Source organism: Bradyrhizobium huanghuaihaiense (assembly GCF_025200885.1).
Lineage (GTDB): Bacteria > Pseudomonadota > Alphaproteobacteria > Rhizobiales > Xanthobacteraceae > Bradyrhizobium > Bradyrhizobium huanghuaihaiense.
On record NZ_CP104172.1, the window covers coordinates 2,458,821 to 2,476,623 of the forward strand.

The 17,803-nt window shown below is 64.9% G+C and carries 15 protein-coding genes; 12 read left to right on the forward strand and 3 right to left on the reverse strand.

The genetic code is table 11. The features are described 5' to 3' along the window. The first annotated feature begins 16 nt into the window (after positions 1-16). The 7 genes from N2603_RS11600 to N2603_RS11630 all read left to right on the forward strand — a co-directional run bounded on the left by N2603_RS11600 (position 17) and on the right by N2603_RS11630 (position 10,731). Complete coding sequence (locus N2603_RS11600; protein WP_018641046.1) at positions 17-967, forward strand: ABC transporter permease; 951 nt, start codon at positions 17-19, stop codon at positions 965-967. Positions 968-970: 3 nt separating this feature from the next. After that, a complete protein-coding gene (locus N2603_RS11605; protein WP_260388834.1) occupies positions 971-1,846 on the forward strand; it encodes an ABC transporter permease in 876 nt (291 codons plus the stop codon). A gap of 40 nt (positions 1,847-1,886) precedes the next feature. Further along, on the forward strand, positions 1,887-3,215 hold the full coding sequence (locus N2603_RS11610; RefSeq protein ID WP_260388835.1) for an NAD(P)/FAD-dependent oxidoreductase: 1,329 nt from the start codon (positions 1,887-1,889) through the stop codon (positions 3,213-3,215). A 13-nt stretch (positions 3,216-3,228) separates the two neighbouring features. After that, positions 3,229-4,155, forward strand: a complete 927-nt coding sequence (locus tag N2603_RS11615) for a 2-hydroxyacid dehydrogenase (protein WP_260388836.1) — start codon at positions 3,229-3,231, stop codon at positions 4,153-4,155. 200 nt (positions 4,156-4,355) lie between these two features. Then, complete coding sequence (locus N2603_RS11620; protein ID WP_260388837.1) at positions 4,356-6,224, forward strand: ABC transporter ATP-binding protein; 1,869 nt, start codon at positions 4,356-4,358, stop codon at positions 6,222-6,224. A 345-nt stretch (positions 6,225-6,569) separates the two neighbouring features. Next, the gene (locus N2603_RS11625) at positions 6,570-7,172 is read left to right on the forward strand and encodes a hypothetical protein (RefSeq protein ID WP_260388838.1); all 603 of its coding nucleotides are present in this window, start codon (positions 6,570-6,572) and stop codon (positions 7,170-7,172) included. A 229-nt stretch (positions 7,173-7,401) separates the two neighbouring features. Next, complete coding sequence (locus N2603_RS11630; RefSeq protein ID WP_260388839.1) at positions 7,402-10,731, forward strand: adenylate/guanylate cyclase domain-containing protein; 3,330 nt, start codon at positions 7,402-7,404, stop codon at positions 10,729-10,731. Positions 10,732-10,784: 53 nt separating this feature from the next. On the opposite strand, the gene N2603_RS11635 is transcribed toward N2603_RS11630, so the two are convergent. Continuing rightward, complete coding sequence (locus N2603_RS11635) at positions 10,785-12,008, reverse strand: polyhydroxyalkanoate depolymerase (protein ID WP_260388840.1); 1,224 nt, start codon at positions 12,006-12,008, stop codon at positions 10,785-10,787. A gap of 182 nt (positions 12,009-12,190) precedes the next feature. On the opposite strand from N2603_RS11635, the gene N2603_RS11640 reads away from it, so the two are divergent. Continuing rightward, entirely contained in the window at positions 12,191-12,847 is a 657-nt protein-coding gene (locus N2603_RS11640; protein ID WP_026311707.1) for a glutathione S-transferase family protein, read from the forward strand. Positions 12,848-13,126: 279 nt separating this feature from the next. Here the strand turns inward: N2603_RS11640 and N2603_RS11645 are convergent, their stop codons facing one another. Beyond that, entirely contained in the window at positions 13,127-13,351 is a 225-nt protein-coding gene (locus N2603_RS11645) for a hypothetical protein (RefSeq protein ID WP_211406954.1), read from the reverse strand. A gap of 182 nt (positions 13,352-13,533) precedes the next feature. Between N2603_RS11645 and N2603_RS11650 the strand changes: the two genes are divergently transcribed. Then, the gene (locus tag N2603_RS11650) at positions 13,534-13,890 is read left to right on the forward strand and encodes a hypothetical protein (protein ID WP_018641036.1); all 357 of its coding nucleotides are present in this window, start codon (positions 13,534-13,536) and stop codon (positions 13,888-13,890) included. A gap of 9 nt (positions 13,891-13,899) precedes the next feature. Here the strand turns inward: N2603_RS11650 and N2603_RS11655 are convergent, their stop codons facing one another. Further along, positions 13,900-15,003, reverse strand: a complete 1,104-nt coding sequence (locus N2603_RS11655; protein ID WP_260388841.1) for a mandelate racemase/muconate lactonizing enzyme family protein — start codon at positions 15,001-15,003, stop codon at positions 13,900-13,902. Positions 15,004-15,181: 178 nt separating this feature from the next. On the opposite strand from N2603_RS11655, the gene N2603_RS11660 reads away from it, so the two are divergent. From N2603_RS11660 to N2603_RS11670, 3 genes are all read left to right on the forward strand, one after another. Continuing rightward, positions 15,182-16,015: an AraC family transcriptional regulator gene (locus N2603_RS11660; RefSeq protein WP_260388842.1), complete on the forward strand. Its 834-nt coding sequence runs from the start codon at positions 15,182-15,184 to the stop codon at positions 16,013-16,015. Between the two features lie 135 nt (positions 16,016-16,150). After that, complete coding sequence (locus tag N2603_RS11665; RefSeq protein ID WP_260388843.1) at positions 16,151-17,077, forward strand: SMP-30/gluconolactonase/LRE family protein; 927 nt, start codon at positions 16,151-16,153, stop codon at positions 17,075-17,077. A 117-nt stretch (positions 17,078-17,194) separates the two neighbouring features. Next, entirely contained in the window at positions 17,195-17,788 is a 594-nt protein-coding gene (locus N2603_RS11670) for a GNAT family N-acetyltransferase (RefSeq protein WP_260388844.1), read from the forward strand. Positions 17,789-17,803 lie beyond the last annotated feature (15 nt).

The following is a 17,803-nucleotide window of genomic DNA, read 5'->3' on the forward strand; positions in this document are numbered from 1 at the left end:
GGCTGGATCGCCTGAGATGGCCCGCTACGTCGCCAATCGCCTGGCACAGGCGATCATGCTGCTCGTGATCGTTTCGGCGATCGGCTTTGCCATTCTGCACCTGGCGCCGGGCGGCCCGCTCTCGCAGTTTGCCGTCTCCGGCCAGATGACGCAGGAGGATCTCGATCGCGTCACCAGGCAGCTCGGCCTCGATCGGCCGCTGCCAATCCAGTATCTCGACTGGTTCGGCCGCATGTTGAAAGGCGACTGGGGCAAGTCCTATCGGGACGGCGAGGCGGTGCTGTCGGTGATCTCCTCGCATCTCGGCGCGACGCTGGAGCTGATGGCGACGGCGACCATCATCGCAGTGCTGCTCGGCTGCTGGATCGGCATCCTTGGCGCGCTGCGCCGCTATTCGGTGTTCGATACGCTCGCCACCGTCGGCGCCATGATCGCGCTGTCGATCCCAACCTTCTGGTTCGGCCTCGTCACCATCTACGTGTTCTCGGTGAAGCTCGGCTGGCTCCCGGCAGGCAATCGCCAGACCGTCGGCGACGGCTCCTTCCTCGACCTGCTGCATCATCTGATTGCGCCGGCGATGGTGCTGGCGCTGGTCGAGACCGCGATGTGGGGGCGCTTCATGCGCTCCTCGATGCTCGAGGTCATCAACCAGGACTACATCCGCACCGCGCGCGCCAAGGGCCTGCCGGAATGGCGCATCCTCACGGTGCATGGCTTGCGCAACGCGCTGCTGCCGATGATCACGGTGGCCGGCCTGCAGTTTCCGACGCTGCTTGGCGGCGCGCTGGTGGCCGAGACCGTGTTCACCTGGCCCGGCATGGGCCGTCTGTTTCTGGATTCCATCGGCTACCGCGACTATCCCGTGGTGATGGGCATCCTGATGTTTTCGGCGACGATGGTGCTGATCGGCTCGCTGCTCGCCGACATCCTCTATGCCGTCGTCGATCCGCGCATCCGGGTGGGCTAGGCGATGGCGACTGCGGCCCTCTCCACCGTTCAGCGCACGCCCGGTCAGGCCGCGTGGCGGCGCTTTTGCCGTCATCGCCTTGCGCTTGCCGGTGCGATGATCATTCTCGTCCTGGTCCTCGGCTCAGCATTGGGTCCCTATTTCCTGCCGTTCGACGACACCTATATCGACATCATGAAGCGGTTCGCGCCGCCGCTGTCGGGCGCGCATATCCTCGGCACCGATGAGCTCGGTCGTGACGTGCTGGCGCGCCTGATGATGGGCGGACGGGTGTCGCTTTCGATCGGCATCGTCGCGATGGTGATGGCGATGGCGGTCGGTATCGTGGTCGGCGCCTTCGCCGGCTTCTATGGCGGCGCCGTCGGTGCGGTCCTGATGCGGCTCGTCGACGCCGTGCTGTGCTTTCCGACCATCTTCCTGCTGCTCGCGCTCGCGGCGCTCACCGAGCCCGGCCTCGTCACCACCACCGTGCTGATCGCAGCCACCGCCTGGATGGCCGTTGCCCGTGTCGTCGAAGCCCAGGTGCGTTCGCTGCGCGAGCGCGAGTTCGCCGTGGCGGCTCTCGCCTTCGGGTCGTCGAACCTGCGGATCATGTTCCGCGAGCTCGTCCCCAATGCGATCGCGCCGATCGTGGTGGCCGCGACGCTGAACGTCGCCAAGGCGATCCTGCTCGAATCCTATGTCAGCTATCTCGGCTTCGGCATCCAGCCGCCGGCGGCGAGCTGGGGCAACATGCTCAACAACGCGCAGATCTATCTCACCAGCGCGCCGTGGCTCGCGATCGTGCCGGGTGTCGCCATCACGCTAGCGGTGACCAGCTTCAACTTCCTCGGTGACGGCCTGCGCGATGCGCTGGATCCGCGAATGAACATTCCATGACGAGCAAGAGCTCGACCGAACTGAATGCCAGGAGTGCCCCATGTCCCCGCCGCTCACCCGTATAAATAGCGACGAACGCCTGCCGGCGCAGGCGGACGTCGTCGTCATCGGCGGCGGCGTCATCGGCGTGTCCGCCGCCTATCATCTGGCGAAGAAGGGCCACTCCGTCGCCCTCGTCGAGAAAGGTCATGTCGGCGGCGAGCAATCGAGCCGCAATTGGGGCTGGTGCCGCCAGCAAGGCCGCGCACGCGAGGAAATCCCGCTGGCGCGCGAGGCGCTGCGGCTGTGGGAAGACATGCAGAACGACGCCGGCGTCGATGCCGGCTTCCGCCGCACCGGCGTCCTGTTCCTCACCAAGAGCAAGGACGAGCTCGCCGGCTGGGAGCGCTGGGCCGCGATCGCGCGCGAGCAGCAGGTCCACTCCACCGTGCTGACGCCGGCCGAGGTTGCCGAGCACTTGCCTGATAATGCCGACAAATGGGTCGGCGGCCTGCACACGCCGAGCGATGGCCGCGCCGAGCCGTCGATGGCCGTGCCTGCGCTCGCCACGGCCGCGCGCAAGCACGGCGTGACCATCCATCAGGGCTGCGCCGCGCGCGGGCTGGAAACGACCGGCGGCCGGGTCAGCGCCGTCGTCACCGAGAAGGGCACCATTCGCACGCAGTCCGTGCTGCTGGCGGGCGGCGCATGGTCGTCGCTGTTCTGCCGCCGCCACGGCATCGAGCTGCCGATCGGCCTCGTCAATGCCACCGCATGCCGGACCACGCCGGCGCCCGAGATCACCTCGGGCGCGCTCGGCACCGACTTCTATTGCATCCGCCGCCGCCTCGACGGCGGCTTCACACTGGCGCTGCGCAACCGCGGCACGGTCGAGCTGTCGCCCGATCTGTTTCGCTACGCGCGCACCTTCTGGCCGACCTATCTGCATCGCAAGAACGGATTGAAGCTGTCGTTCGGCAAGTCGTTCTTCGACCAGATCATGCGCGGCACGAGCTGGAGCTTTGACAAGCCGTCGCCGTTCGAGGCCGAGCGTGTGCGTGATCCCGCGCCCGACATGTCGCTGGTCAATGCGGCGCTGGCTTCGTTGATCAAGTCGAACCCGGAGCTGAAGGACATCGAGATCGCGGAAGCCTGGGGCGGCACGATCGACTGCACGCCGGACACCATTCCCGTGATCTCGCCGGTCGATGCGCTGCCGGGCTTCTTCCTCGCGACCGGCTTCTCCGGCCACGGTTTTGGCATCGGCCCGGCGGCCGGCAAGCTCGCCGCCGATATCGTGACTGGATCGACGCCGCTGGTCGATCCCGCCGCCTACAGCCACAAGCGCATGATCGACGGCCGCCGGCTCGCGCCGGTCAGCCCGTTCTGAGGGCGGGCGTGACATGACGGTTCTCTACAAGGCCAACACGGTGCGCGGCGCGGAGTGGGCGCGTTTCTTCGCGGAGCGCGCGCCCGACATGCCGTTCCGGCTCTGGCCCGACATCGGCGATCCCGCCGATGTTCGTTATCTCGTGACCTGGGTGCCGCCCGATGACATCGCGACGACGTTCCCGAACATCGAGCTGGTGTTCTCGGTCGGCGCCGGCGTCGACCAGTTCGATGTGACAAAGCTGCCGCCGCACATACCGCTGCTGCGCATGCTGGAGCCCGGCATCGCCGAGACCATGGTGGAATACGTCACCATGAGCGTACTCGCCCTGCATCGCGACCTCCTGCACTTCATCAACCAGCAGAAGGAGCAGGTCTGGCGCGAGATCCGGATCACGCCGGCCAAGCGCCGGCGTGTCGGCGTGATGGGGCTCGGCCAGCTCGGCCAGGCCGTGCTCGAACGGCTCAAGGCGTTCGGCTTTCCGCTTCTCGGCTGGAATCGCTCGGCGCGCGAGATCGAAGGCGTCACTTGCTATGCAGGTGCTGAGGCCTTGCCGGATTTTCTCGCGCAGACCGACATTCTCGTCTGCCTGCTGCCCTTGACCGACGAGACCCGCGGCATCCTGAATGCGGACCTCTTCGCGCGCCTGCCGCGCGGTGCTTGTCTCGTCAATGTCGGACGCGGCCCGCATCTCATTGAGGCCGATTTCCTCGCCGCTCTCGACAGTGGCGCACTGTCGGGCGCGGTGCTCGACGTCGCCGAACCCGAGCCGCTGCCGGCGGGCCATCCGTTCTGGAGCCATCCGCGCATCCTGCTGACGCCGCACAATGCCAGCATGACCACGCCCGATACGGCCGTCGACTACGTGCTCGACATCATCGCACGTCACCGCCGCGGCGAAGACCTGCCGGGGTTGGTCGATCGTACGCGCGGCTATTGAGGGGTGGTGGTGATGGGAACATCGATGCAGCCGCGGACTCGGTGCACCTCTCCCGCTTGCGGGAGAGGTCGCGCCGAAGGCGCGGGTGAGGGCTCTCTCCTCTTGGGGGTCCTCGCCAGCGGAGACACCCTCTCCCCAACCCTCCCCCGCAAGCGGGAGAGGGGGCGGACCTCCGCCTGGGCACGTGCAGGGGGCCCCGCATGAACATTGGTGCAACGAGACCAGATCAAGTCCTGGCCGAAGCACAGTCCCCCGTGCTGTCCGTCTCGGGCCTCACCACATCGTTCATGCTCGAGCGGCAATGGGTCCCCGTCGTCCGCAACGTCTCGTTCGAGATTGCGCCCCGCGAAACCGTGGCGATCGTCGGCGAGTCCGGTTCGGGCAAGAGCGTCACTGCGCTCTCGATCATGCGGCTCGTTCCGAAGGAGATCGGCCGCATCGAGGGCCGCGTCACGCTCGCCGGGCGCGATCTCCTGACGCTGCCCGAAGCGAGCATGAAGGACATTCGCGGCAACGACGTTGCCATGATCTTCCAGGAGCCGATGACGAGCCTCAATCCCGTGCTCACCATCGGCTTTCAGATCGCGGAGGCGTTGATCCAGCATCGCGGCCTGTCGCGCGCGGCGGCAGAGGCCGAGACCGTCCGTCTGCTCGACCGCGTCCGCATCCCGGCGGCGAAATCGCGCTTCCACGAGCACCCGCACCGCTTCTCCGGCGGCATGCGCCAGCGCGTGATGATCGCGATGGCGCTCGCCTGCAAGCCGAAGCTCCTGATCGCCGACGAGCCGACCACCGCGCTCGACGTCACCATCCAGGCCCAGATCCTGGAACTGCTGAAGGAGCTTCAGCAGGAGGAGGGGATGTCGATCCTCTTCATCACTCACGATATGGGCGTGGTCGCCGAGATCGCGGATCGCACCGTGGTGATGTATGGCGGGCAGGCGGTGGAGACGGATGTCACCTCGCGCATCTTCGCCGCGCCCTCGCATCCCTATACCCGTGCGCTGCTCGCGGCCGTGCCGCGGCTCGGCTCGATGGACGGGCGCCACCGGCCGATGCGTTTTCCGATCGTCGACAAGGTGACGGGCACATCGGACGAGCCGATGGAGACCCCCGATACGGTCTCGATCGCCGAGCGGCCGCTGCTGGAAGTCTCAAACCTCACCACGCGCTTTCCGATCCGCTCGGGCTTGTTCGGAAAAGTCTCCGGCCGTGTGCACGCGGTCGAGAACGTCTCCTTCACCTTGCGCGCCGGCGAGACGCTGGCGCTGGTCGGCGAATCCGGCTGCGGCAAGTCGACGACGGGCCGCTCCATCCTCAAGCTGCTCGAGCCCGACAGCGGGACGATCCTGATCGACGGCCAGGATGTTCTCGCCATGAACGGCCGCACTTTGCGCGATTTCCGCAAGCACATGCAGATCGTGTTTCAGGATCCGTTCGCGAGCCTCAATCCGCGCATGTCGGTGGGAACGGCGATCGCCGCGCCGCTGCTCGCCAACGGTCTCGCCACCGCGTCACAGGCGCGCGACAAGGTCGCGGACCTGCTCGTGCGTGTTGGTCTTGCCGCCGACATGGCCGCGCGTTTCCCGCATGAATTCTCCGGCGGCCAGCGCCAACGCATCTGCATTGCGCGCGCGCTCGCGCTCGGGCCGAAGCTGATCGTCGCCGACGAGGCGGTCTCCGCGCTCGACGTCTCGGTCAAGGCGCAGGTCGTTAATTTGATGCTCGACCTTCAGGCCAGCATGGGCCTTGCCTATCTCTTCATTTCTCACGACATCGCGGTGGTCGAGCGGATGAGCCACCGCGTCGCGGTGATGTATCTCGGCGAGATCGTCGAGATCGGCCCTCGCGCTTCGGTGTTCGGCGATCCGCAGCATCCCTATACCAAGAAGCTGATGGCGGCGGTGCCGGTGCCAGACCCGTCGCGCCGCGGCACCAAGCGTGAAGCCTCCAACGACGAGATCAGAAGCCCGGTGCGCGCACCGGATTACCAGCCGCCGGTACGGCAGTATCGCGAAGTATCGCCTGGCCACGTGGTGCAGGTGTGGGGTGAGGAGTGGTCGGCCTGATTGCGAACTTCATGTGTCCTCCGGAATTCGTGATCGGATGGAGCGACAGGAAACAGCGGTGTGTGAACCGCTTCATAGTTCGTCCCTCTCGTTTTGAACTAACACTCCGGCAAGAAATTGCCGCACCCGGACTCGAATTCGACAAATACGGGTGAGATGCAATGCCTGCGCAGCCGCGTGCGCGCAGCTTTGGATTGGCTCCTCGTCTTGCGCACGAGCAAGCCAGCCCCATCACTCAGCACAGATTTTTCAGAAGTGGGAATCGAGGGCATCGAGAAACGCGTCCAGGCAGCTTCTATTTGGGGTCAGCCAGTAGGCTGCCAATTACTCAGAAGGAGCCCCCCAATGAAGATTAGCAGCGCAATTTCCAGCGCATTCTCCCTCAAGAGGCACGTCGGCAGTCTTGGGATCGCCCGTTCCAGTCTGATCAAGTCGGCCCATATCCTTGAAAGAATTGGGCTGGCGGCCGTGGGGGCCTCTTGCGGCCTCTATGTCGGTGCAACCCTGTTGCGTCAGAAAGGCGGATTGTTCGAAAGCGGCTGGATTGTGCTCCTGACAATGCTCTACGGAGCTGTCAGCTGTTATGTCGGAATTGATTTGTCCGGCAATGTCTCGCGGAAGCCGACATCGAGCATCTCGGAAGAATGGACCGGCTCCGAGCCGGCTGAGATCATGAGCGCGGCCGGAACGTTCGGCGCGGCCATCGCCGCAACTTTGTCCGTCAGCATCCTTGTCCTTGATCAAAATCTGCCCAACGGCCTGATAGGCTTTGTTGCCGGCTGCTGGGTGGTTGGCTCTTCGCTTCAGGTTGCAGCGGGCACGATGGCTCGCAGCCACGAAGCGTCCGCGAATGAGCCAATGAAGGAAGTGCGCTCACGGAAAGACGTCGGCTTGGCATCGCACGTGAGCGAAAGCCGCAGTGTTGGTTCGGCTTCTGGTCTGGAGTGAGCAGTGACGGCTCATCGCAACCTCTGCCGTCCAACGCTGCGTGCCAACGATGTTTGGTAGCGCGGCCGTTCGCATCGAGCACTGTACCGGTCGATACCTTGTCGGTATCGAATAACCTAAATTTTTGCGCAGCAAACAAGACGTGCCATCATGGTGGCGTTGGGATATTGTCTCCGCGCGGCCGTGGTCCAAGATTCTGCTAACTGCCAGCCACAACATCGGTGGAGCCATGCAGATTGCGGAGTGGCTCGGGAAGCTGGGGCTTGGGCAATACGCAGAGCGTTTTGCCCAGAATGGGATCGACGTGGGCGTCCTTCCCGAGCTGATGGACGAGGACTTTGACAAGCTCGGAGTCCTGCTCGGTCATCGCCGCAAGATGCAGCGTGCCATTGCCGACCTCGATCCAGCCGCGTTGATCGCATCGCCCGCTCCTCCTCACGACGCCGAGCGGCGCCACCTCACCGTGATGTTTTGCGATCTGGTCGGCTCGACTGCGCTCTCGGCGCGTCTCGATCCCGAGGACATGTGGGAAGTGATCCGGGCCTACCGCGCCGCATGCGCGCGTGTCATTGCCGCTTATGACGGCAGGATAGCCAGGTTCGTCGGTGACGGGATACTCGTCTATTTCGGCTATCCGCGCGCCCACGAAGATGATGCGGAGCGCGCAGTGCGAGCGGGCCTCGACATCATCTCCGTAATTCGCCAGCTCAAGACAGGCGCCGGCGAGAAGGTTGAGCTGCGGATCGCCATTGCGACCGGGCTTGTGGTGGTCGGCGACCTCATCAGCGGGGATGCATCGGAGGAGCACGCGACCGTCGGAGATACGCCAAACCTCGCCGCGCGGCTTCAGAGCCTGGCGGAGCCGGGTGTGGTCGTCGTTGCATCGTCGACGCGCCGGCTGCTTGGGGATCTCTTCACCTTTCGCAATCTCGGCCGCCGCGAAGTCAGGGGGATAGGCGAACCCATTGCGGTGTGGGCGGTGGAAGGAGCGACCGCATCCGAGAGCCGCTTCGAGGCGGTCCGCGCCGCGCGCTCGATCGGCTTTGTCGGCCGCAAGGACGAGATCGAATTCATTCTCTCGCGCCAGCGTGAGGCATGGCAGGGCCAGGGCCAGATCGTATTGATTTCCGGCGAAGCGGGCATCGGCAAGTCGCGCATTGTCGCAACGCTGTCCGAAAGTCCTTCGTTGGGGACACACCGTCGGGTGCGATATCAGTGTTCGCCATACCATACCAACAGTGCCCTGCATCCTTTTGTCGCGCAGCTCGAGCGCGCCGCCGGAATCCGCTCGCACGACACGCCAGAACAAAAGCTCGGCAAGCTCGAGGCAATGCTGGCCCTGGGGACCCAGCAGGTCGCCCGGGCAACACCGCTCATTGCGGCCCTGCTTTCGATTCCAACCAGTGACCATTGCCCGCCCCTTGGCTTGAGCCCGGCGCAGCTGCGGCGACAGACATTTGCCGCCCTTCTCGATCAGCTTGAGGGGTTGGCGCGCGATCAGCCTCTGCTGATCATCTGCGAGGATCTGCATTGGGCCGATGCCACGACACTTGAACTGTTTGATCTCGCGGTCGATCGGATCAGGGCATTGCCGATACTCGTGCTCATGACATCCCGGCCGGAGTTCGAGCCTTCCTGGTCGGGCCTTGCCAACGTCGGTCTGTTGCGACTCGATCGGCTCGATCGGCAGGACACGCGCGCGCTGGTCGAACAGGTGGTCGTCGGTCGCCAGCTGCCGCGCGAGATGATGAAGCAGATCATCGACAAGACGGATGGCGTCCCGCTGTTCGTCGAGGAGTTGACCAAGATGGTGCTGGAGTCCGGCCTGCTCGTCGAAGATGCCGGGCGCTATCGCCTGAGTAGTCCGCTCCCGTCGCTTGCTATTCCCGCCACGCTGCAGGATTCGCTGATGGCGCGGCTCGACCGGCTCGCTCCGGTCAAGGAGGTGGCGCAGATAGGCGCCGCCATCGGGCGCGACTTCTCATACGCGCTGCTGAAAACCGTGGCGGGACGCGATGATCTGACGCTGAGCGATGCGCTGGCACAGCTTGAAGAGGCCGAACTGCTGCTTCGCCGCGGGGCTCCGCCCGAAGCAAATTATAGTTTCAAGCACGCCCTAGTTCAGGAAGCGGCCTACGAGAGCCTGCTCAAGAGCAAACGGCAGCTGCTTCACACGCGAATTGGCGATGTCCTGCGCGAGAAATTTCCAGTCGTCGCCGAGACCGAGCCGGAGGTTCTCGCGCACCATTTCACGGAAGCGGGGCTGAGCGAGGTCGCCCTCGAATGGTGGCGCAAGGCGGGCCAGCAGGCGCTGAAACGCTCTGCCTATTCCGAAGCGATCGCGCATCTCGGCAAGGCCATTGCGACCGCCGACGAGCTGCCTGACGATCCTCGCCGGATGATTAGCAGGCTGCACCTTCAAATCTCGTATGGCCGTGCCTTGCGTGGCAGCCTCGGGCACAGCGCTCCCGAAACGGTCGCGGCGTGGACGCGTGCGCGCCAGTTCGCAGTCGACATCGATGATCCCGTTGAACTTGCGCCGATCCATTCGGGGCTCTTCAATGCCTGCCTGACGCACGGCGAACTCGCTCCGATGCGCGAGCTGGCGGATGCCATCAGGAGTGCCGCTGACCGACGACCGGACTCGCCGGTGGCCGCCGTTGTCGCTCATTGGACGGGCGGCGTCACCAGCTGGTTCGCCGGCGATTACCTGAACGCGCGAACGCATCTCGAGCGGGCGCTCGCGATCTATGGCGCCGAACCGGATCCCGCGACATTCAGGGCTTCGGCGCTGGATCTGCCGTTCGTGATCATGAGATTCCTTGCACTGGTGCTCTGGCCGCTCGGTATCGTCGCGCGCGCACGCAAGCTCGCTGCCGAAGCGGTGGGTGCTTCGGCAGAAAAGCGCGCTCTGTCCCAGGCCAACGCGCTGGTTCATCGCGCCGTGTTCGACGGGGTATGCGGGGGCATGTTGCAGCAAACAGAGACGATCCTGGCGCTCGGTCTCGCGCGCGACCACACGATGCCGTTGTACGTGGCCGCGGGCACCTACCTGAATGGCCTCGCCAAGTGGCGGGCCGGCGACCGAATGGCCGGACTGGCGGACATGCGTCAGGGCTGGAGCTTGCTGCACGAGAACGATTGCTACCTGTGCGAGCCGTTTTGGGGGATGCATGTTGCCGTGGCGAATGCAGAGGTCGGCCAAGTCGAGACCGGGCTGGAGATCCTGAACGAACTGATCGCCCGGACCGAACAGTCCGGCCAGCATTGGCTTGATGCCGAGCTGCATCGTGTCCGCGGTAAACTCTTGTCGCGCCATGGTTCTTCGAGCGAATCCAGCGCCGAAGACGACCTCAGGCGAGCGCTGGACATCGCGCGACACCAGCAGACCAAGACCTTCGAGCTGCGCAGCGCTCTTGGGCTTGCCCGCCTGCACAGGACAAATGGCCGAGCAGGTAGGGTGTCCGAACTGCTCGCTCCCGTGCTCGCTGGATTCGAGACGGAGCGAGATCTTCCCGAGCTCGTGGAAGCAAAAGAGTTGCTCGCGCAAGCGCATTAGGCACGTGCCGCTTCCGCTGGCTGGCTGGCCGTCCTGGCGGCAGGGGATGACGGTTACGAATTCACGTGCACGAAATCCCGCAGCAGCGGATAGATCTCGTTGTTCCAGCGCTTGCCCGAGAACACGCCGTAATGGCCGACGCCGGCCTGCATGTGGTGGACGCGGCGATAGGCGCGCACGCCGGTGCAGAGGTCCTGCGCCGCCAGCGTCTGGCCGATCGAGCAGATGTCGTCCTTCTCGCCCTCGACCGTCATCAGCCCCATGCGGCTGACGGCCCTGGTGTTCACGGGACGGCCGCGGTGCATCAGCTTGCCCTGCGGCAACAGGTGCTCCTGGAACACGTCGCGCACGGTCTCGATGTAGAACTCCGCCGGCAGGTCCATCACCGCGAAATATTCGTCGTAGAAGGTCTTGATGGTCGCGGCCTTCTCCTTCTCGCCCTTGGCGATGTGATTGGCGAGGTCGAGATGCTGCTTGATGTGGCGCTCGAGATTCATCGAGACGAAGGCGGTGAGCTGCACGAAGCCGGGATAGACCTTGCGCAGCGCGCCGCGGCACTGCATCGGCACGTAGTTGATCAGGTTGCGCTCGAACCACTCGATCGGCCGGCTCTTGGCGAACTCGTTGACCCGGGTCGGCTGGATGCGCGTGTCGATCGGCCCCGCCATCAGCGTCAGCGTCGCCGGCCGCGACGGATGATTGTCCTCGCACATGATCGCGGCAGCCGCGAGCGCCGAGACCGAGGGCTGGCAGATCGCCACCATGTGCGGGCGCGGGCCGAGCTGTCCCAGGAAGTCGATGAGATGCTCGGTGTACTCGTCGAGCCCGAAGCGGCCTTCGCTGCGCGGAATGTCGCGCGGATTGTGCCAGTCCGTGATGTAGACGTCGTGGTCCTGGAGCAGCGTCTTCACGGTGCCGCGCAGCAGCGTCGCGAAATGGCCGGACATCGGCGCCACCAGCAGCATGCGCGGCTGCTCGCCCACGTCGTCCTTCCTGAAATGCAGCAGCGAGCCGAACGGCGTCGCGTAGGCGATCTCCTCGCGCACGGCGACTTCGCGGTTTCCGACCATCACGCTGTCGATGCCATAGGCCGGGCGGTCATAGGTGAGGGTGGAGCGCGAGATCAGCTCCAGCGCGGCCGAGAGTCGGCCGACCACCTGGTGCGACATGCCCTGGGGCGCCAGATTGAGGAATTTCAGCGCGGACGAGGCGCCCGCCCGCCACGGCGCCGTCAGATCCATATGGTTCTGAAAGGCCTGATAATACATCGACATCATACCGAATTGCCCACCCTGTTCCCTGCCGTCATGCAATATCGAAGCCAGACGGGAGCAGGACCGCCCGCAAAATTGGCACATCGCTTGCTCCGGAAGCGGGGTGAGGACACCGGGAAGCTCAGCGAATGAGCAAATCCGCGGCCGGGCGGGGTGCGGGTCACAGGCGTGAGGGAAGAGGCCATATGGCGAAAGCGACACTGACCATCAGCAGTAAGAACTATTCGTCCTGGTCGCTGCGTGGCTGGCTGCTGACGAAATTTTCCGGGCTCGACTTCGAGGAAGTTGTGACCGCGCCGGATGACGCATCGGCGCGTGCGGAGATCCTGCTGCTGTCGTCGTCAATCCTGGTGCCGTGCCTGCGGCACGAGGGCGCCGTAGTCTGGGATACGCTTGCGATCGCCGAATATCTCAACGAGGTGATGCCGTCAGCCGGGCTGTTGCCGGATGACCGCGTCCAGCGCGCCCATTGCCGCTCCATTTGCGGCGAAATCCATTCCGGCTTCACCACGCTGCGCGCTTCGCTGCCGGTCAATCTCAAGGGCCACTTCCCCGGGTTCAAGATCTGGTCGCGCGCGCAGGCGGACATCGACCGCGTCTGGTTCATCTGGCGCGACTGTCTGGAGAAATCCGGCGGTCCGTTCCTGTTCGGCGAGCGGCGCACCATGGCGGATGCGATGTACGCCCCCGTGGTGACGCGCTTCGTCACCTATGACGTCAAGCTCGAGCCGCGCCTCAAGGCTTATGCCGATACCATCATGGCGATGCCCGAGATGAGGGAGTGGATCGCGGCGGCGAAGGAAGAGCCGGCCGAGATCGAGGAGCTCGAGGTCGAATATTAGGCAGGAGCGACGTCGCCCTGCCTGTTTTGGGAGCGAGGCCTCGCGCCGCCGCCCACGGTAGCCATGTCATTGAAGCCGTTAACTTTTGGCGCTCGCCCCGGGGACCAGGCGGTCCCATGGTACGCAGATATTGTATGGCCGCGCGGGCCGGTTGCGACATCTAGCCGTGAACAGCTGTGTACGGGGCCGCTCCGCTGATTCGGACGTGATTCGTTCGGGCCGCGTTCCGTTGGTTAAGGCGGAGCGCGGCCCCGTCGCATTTTGGAACACAAGCCGCAGTCAGGCGACGCCCGAATGCTTCACCCGCGGCAGGCGCCAGCCGATGACGGTCGCTTCGACTGCGATGCCGGCCTCGTGGTTTTGCCAGCGTCCTCCGACATAGCGGCAGGCGAACGGCAGCTGATATGTTCCGCTGTGATCCTCGCACAGCACTTCGACCGGCAGGCCAGGTGGCGGTTCTCCAGCGCCATCGAACTCCGCCAGACGTCTATCGCGCGTTGCCATTGTAAAAATCTCCCCTAAACAAAGCCGCGAAAGTGCGCCCACTTCCTTCGCGTGCGGTTCACTGCTCCCCGTCCCAGGGAACAAGCCAAGCTCAACGCGAGAATGCGGTACGAGTGTGGTAGCGTCCGGCCGCTGTGCGCAATCGGCGCACATTGCTGTGATCATTTGGCGAGGAACCCTGCATGCCGCTTCGAAGCACCGGCATTTTTTTCCCGATGTTGCTGCTCGCGACGCTGGCGGCTGCGCCGCTCCGCGCGCAGGACGTGCCGGGCATCGAGATCTGCACCGTCGAGAAGACCATGGAGCGCCGCACCAGCTGTCTCCAGAGCAATATCGACTTCCTCCAGAAGACGATCACCAAGCTCAACCTCGATCATCAGCAGAAGCTGGATGCGGCAGGTCGCCAGATCGACGCGCTGAAGACGAGCGTTGCCGGCCTGCAGAAGACGATCAGTGATCTCCAGGCCGCGCAGGCGAAGACCGCCGAAGATTTGAAGAAGAAGCAGGACGCGCCGCCGCCAAAGGACGCTGCGAAATAGGCGCGTCGATCACGCCACGCGATAGCGCTCCATCACGTCGCGATCGGGCTCATAGCCGAGCCCGGGTCCTGCCGGCACCGCGACATGGCCGGTGGCATCGGCATCGGCGCGGCCGCCCCACAGGCAGGCTTCGCGCTTGAGGTAGAACATTTCGACCAGCCCGTCCTCGCGCGTCGCGAGCAGATGCAGCGTCGCCAGCAAGCCGGGACCGAAATAGGGGGAATGCGGGACGATCTTGACGCCGCGTTGATCGGCCTGCGCCGCGACCTTCAGGAACTCCGTGATGCCGCCGACCTTGATCACCGACGGCTGGGCGTGGCTCACGGCGCCGGCATCCATCATCTGGCGGAATTGATATTCCGTGCAGGCATTCTCGCCGGCTGCGACGCCGAGCCCGCCCTTGCTGCGAACGTCGGCGAGCGTGGCAAAATCCTCCGGCGGCCAGACCGGCTCCTCCAGGAACATCGGCTGCGCGTCCTTGCACGCCTTCGCGAATGCGATCGCCTGCTCGCCTGACAGCGGGCAGTTCATGTCGACCATCAGGGGAATGTTGGGCCCGATCGCCTCGCGCGCGGCGAACACCGCAGGCAGCGTGGTCTCGTGCAGCTTGATCGCGCCATAGCCGAGCGCGAGCGCCTTCCGGCATTCACCGGCGATGTTGTCGGGCGAGCCGATCCGCAACAGGCTCGCATAGGCGGGAATGGCCGGGCGCCTGATCTCGCCGAGCAGGTGGTGCAGCGGCACGCCCTCGATCTTCGCGGCGAGGTCCCACAGCGCGATGTCGAGGCCGGAGATCGCGAACATGGTGATGCCGTAGCGGCCGAACAGATGCAGATTGCGCTGGATCTGCTCCATCGCCGCGGCAATGCCGGCGGCGTCAGGAACCTCGAGGCCGATGGCCTGCGGCGCGATCATCTCCTCGACGGCGCTCCGCGTGGTGCGCGGGCTGACATAGGCGAAGGCATCGCCCCAGCCGGTCAGTCCGGCATCGGTCGTGACCTCGACCAGCACCATGTCGAGGGCGGTGATGGCGGAAGCGCCCTGGCGGAAGCTCGCAACCCCGGCGTCATAGGGGATGCGGATATGGTGCGCCCGCACATCGGTGATCTTCATGTGGCGGTTCCTCCTGCTTTCTTGTGAGCGGTTTTGAGTTGTCGAATGTAGCCACGAACGCCCGGACGTTGCCAGTGGCAGTTCCGGCGCTATCTTCCTAAAGGACCGCAACGCCGATCAAGCGAAGCCGGCGGCCTTCGGTGCATCATGGCCTTGCTTCGAACGAGGTCCGACCGTCATGAACCCAGCCCAGCGCGCGCTCTGGTACATCGAGAGCCATCTGGCCGAGCCGATGACGCTCGACGAGATCGCCGCGGTCGCCGGCGTGTCGCGGTTCCACCTGGTGCGTGCGTTTGCCGCAGCCACCGGCCTGCCGGCGATGCGCTACCTGCGCGCACGGCGGCTGACGGAGGCCGCGCGCAGCCTTGCGAACGGCGCGCCGGACATCCTCAGCATCGCGCTGGAGGCGGATTACGGCTCGCACGAAGCATTCACCCGCGCGTTCCGCGAGCAGTTCGGCACCACGCCCGAAGCTGTGCGGACCGCGACATGCGTCAGCCATCTCAAGCTTCAGGAGCCAATCCTCATGGACTCCACCATGCTCGACAACCTTGCCGCACCGCGTTTCGAGACGGCGAAGGCCTTCCTCGTCGCCGGCCCTGCCGAGCGCATCGCCTGCGACAACGGCGCCATGATCCCGGGCCTGTGGCACCGCTTCCATCAGGAGGTCGCCGACATTCCCGCGCGGATCGGCAATGTCGCCTATGGCGTTTGCTGCAACGGTGATGATGCCGGCAATTTCGACTACATCGCCGGCGTCGAGGTCGCGGACTTCTCCGACCTGCCGCGCCGCTTCGGTCGCATCCGCATCCCCGAGCAGCGCTATGCGGTGTTCACCCACACCGAGCACGTCGCCTCGATCCGCCGCACGGTGAATACGATCTGGAATCAATGGCTGCCGGCCTCCGGCTTGAAGGCGGCCGATGCGCCGAACTTCGAGCGCTATGACGAAAAGTTCGATCCCGCGACCGGCAATGGCGGCTTCGAAATCTGGGTGCCCGTGCGGGAGTAAGCTGCAGGGCTGGCATACCATCCCGCTTGCTTGGCAAGCGGGGGTGACTTTGTCATAACCGCAGGCAAATCTTGCGTGTGGGGCCCGTGCCGGACATCCCGTGCAAGCCATAACAAGCAGCCGGGAGGGTCCCACATGTCCAACGTCCGCGTTCTCGCCACCGACCTCGAATTTCCCGAAGGGCCGGTCGTGATGCCGGACGGCTCGGTGGTGCTGGTGGAGATCCGCGGCCAGCGCCTGACGCGCGTCTATCCCGACGGCCGCAAGGAGATCGTGGCGAAAATTCCGGGCGGCCCGAATGGCGCCGCGCTCGGGCCCGACGGCAAGATCTACATCTGCAACAATGGCGGCTTCTCCTGGATTCCGACCCGCAACATGATCATGCCCGGCCCGCAGCCGGACGATTATCTCGGCGGCTCGATCCAGCGCGTCGACCTGCAATCCGGCAAGGTCGAGACCGTCGTGACGAAATGCGGCGAGCACGATCTGCGCGGGCCGAACGATCTCGTGTTCGACAGGCAGGGCGGCCTCTGGTTCTCCGATCTCGGCAAGCGCCGCGCGCGCGAGATGGATGTTGGCGGCATGTATTACCTCAAGCCCGGCATGACCGAGATCGTCGAAATCGTGCACGGCGTGCTGCCGGCCAACGGTATCGGGCTGTCGCCGGACGAGAACACCGTCTATATCGCGGAGACGCCCACGGGGCGGCTGTGGGCCTATGAGCTCTCCGCGCCCGGCACGCTCAAGCCGCGTGACGCGATCTATCGCGGCGAGCGTGGCAAGCCGATTTGCGGCCTCGGCGGCTACCAGATGTTCGACTCGCTTGCGGTGGAAGCAAACGGCAATGTCTGCGTCGCCACCCTCGTCTCCGGCTGCATCTCGGTGATCGCGCCCGACGGCACCCTGGTCGAGCAGGTCCCGACCGGCGACCGCGTCACCACCAACATCGCCTTCGGCGGCCCCGGGCTGAAAACCGCCTACATCACGCTGTCAGGCAAGGGCGAGCTGATCGCCATGGACTGGCCGCGCGGCGGTTTGCCTCTCAATTTCCTAAACAAGTAAACGGTGCTAGTGACCGTCATTGCGAGCGAAGCGAAGCAATCCAGGAATGCCCCCGCGGTGACAGTCTGGATTGCTTCGTCGCTTCGCTCCTCGCAATGACAACGGAGAGCGACTTCAATGCCCTGGCCTGATCCCATCACCCTGCGCGGACAGCATGCCCGTCTCGAGCCGCTGTCGCATCAGCATCGCGAGGGACTGGTCGAGGCCGTCAAGGACGGCGAGCTGTCAAAACTCTGGTACACTGCGATCCCACTGCCGGAGAACATGGGCAAGGAGATCGACCGCCGCCTCGGCCTGCAGGCCGCCGGCTCGATGCTGCCCTTCACCGTGTTCGACGCCGGCGGCAATATCGTCGGCATGACGACCTACATGAACATCGATGCCACCAACCGCCGCGTTGAGATCGGCTCGACCTGGTACGGCAAGAGCGCGCAGCGCGGGCCGCTCAACACGCAGTGCAAGCTGCTCCTGCTCCGGCATGCCTTCGAGACGCTGAACTGCATCGCGGTCGAGTTCCGTACGCATTTCTTCAACCACCAGAGCCGCCGCGCCATCGAGCGCCTGGGCGCCAAGCAGGACGGCATCCTGCGCAGCCATCAGGTCGCGCCGAACGGTACGCTGCGCGATACTGTAGTTTACAGCATCACCGCCGCCGAATGGCCGACGGTGCAGGCGCATCTGGAATTTCAACTCAACGACAAGCCGCGCTAGGGGCGGCCGAGGGAC

Coding starts and splice junctions, on each gene's coding strand:
- N2603_RS11670 (WP_260388844.1), top strand. CDS start 17,195: ATGCCCTGGCCTGATCCCATCACCCTGCGCGGACAGCATGCCCGTCTC.
- N2603_RS11655 (WP_260388841.1), bottom strand. CDS start 15,003: ATGAAGATCACCGATGTGCGGGCGCACCATATCCGCATCCCCTATGAC.
- N2603_RS11630 (WP_260388839.1), top strand. CDS start 7,402: ATGCAGATTGCGGAGTGGCTCGGGAAGCTGGGGCTTGGGCAATACGCA.
- N2603_RS11640 (WP_026311707.1), top strand. CDS start 12,191: ATGGCGAAAGCGACACTGACCATCAGCAGTAAGAACTATTCGTCCTGG.
- N2603_RS11615 (WP_260388836.1), top strand. CDS start 3,229: ATGACGGTTCTCTACAAGGCCAACACGGTGCGCGGCGCGGAGTGGGCG.
- N2603_RS11660 (WP_260388842.1), top strand. CDS start 15,182: ATGAACCCAGCCCAGCGCGCGCTCTGGTACATCGAGAGCCATCTGGCC.
- N2603_RS11610 (WP_260388835.1), top strand. CDS start 1,887: ATGTCCCCGCCGCTCACCCGTATAAATAGCGACGAACGCCTGCCGGCG.
- N2603_RS11650 (WP_018641036.1), top strand. CDS start 13,534: ATGCCGCTTCGAAGCACCGGCATTTTTTTCCCGATGTTGCTGCTCGCG.
- N2603_RS11600 (WP_018641046.1), top strand. CDS start 17: ATGGCCCGCTACGTCGCCAATCGCCTGGCACAGGCGATCATGCTGCTC.
- N2603_RS11625 (WP_260388838.1), top strand. CDS start 6,570: ATGAAGATTAGCAGCGCAATTTCCAGCGCATTCTCCCTCAAGAGGCAC.
- N2603_RS11605 (WP_260388834.1), top strand. CDS start 971: ATGGCGACTGCGGCCCTCTCCACCGTTCAGCGCACGCCCGGTCAGGCC.
- N2603_RS11665 (WP_260388843.1), top strand. CDS start 16,151: ATGTCCAACGTCCGCGTTCTCGCCACCGACCTCGAATTTCCCGAAGGG.
- N2603_RS11645 (WP_211406954.1), bottom strand. CDS start 13,351: ATGGCAACGCGCGATAGACGTCTGGCGGAGTTCGATGGCGCTGGAGAA.
- N2603_RS11635 (WP_260388840.1), bottom strand. CDS start 12,008: ATGATGTCGATGTATTATCAGGCCTTTCAGAACCATATGGATCTGACG.
- N2603_RS11620 (WP_260388837.1), top strand. CDS start 4,356: ATGAACATTGGTGCAACGAGACCAGATCAAGTCCTGGCCGAAGCACAG.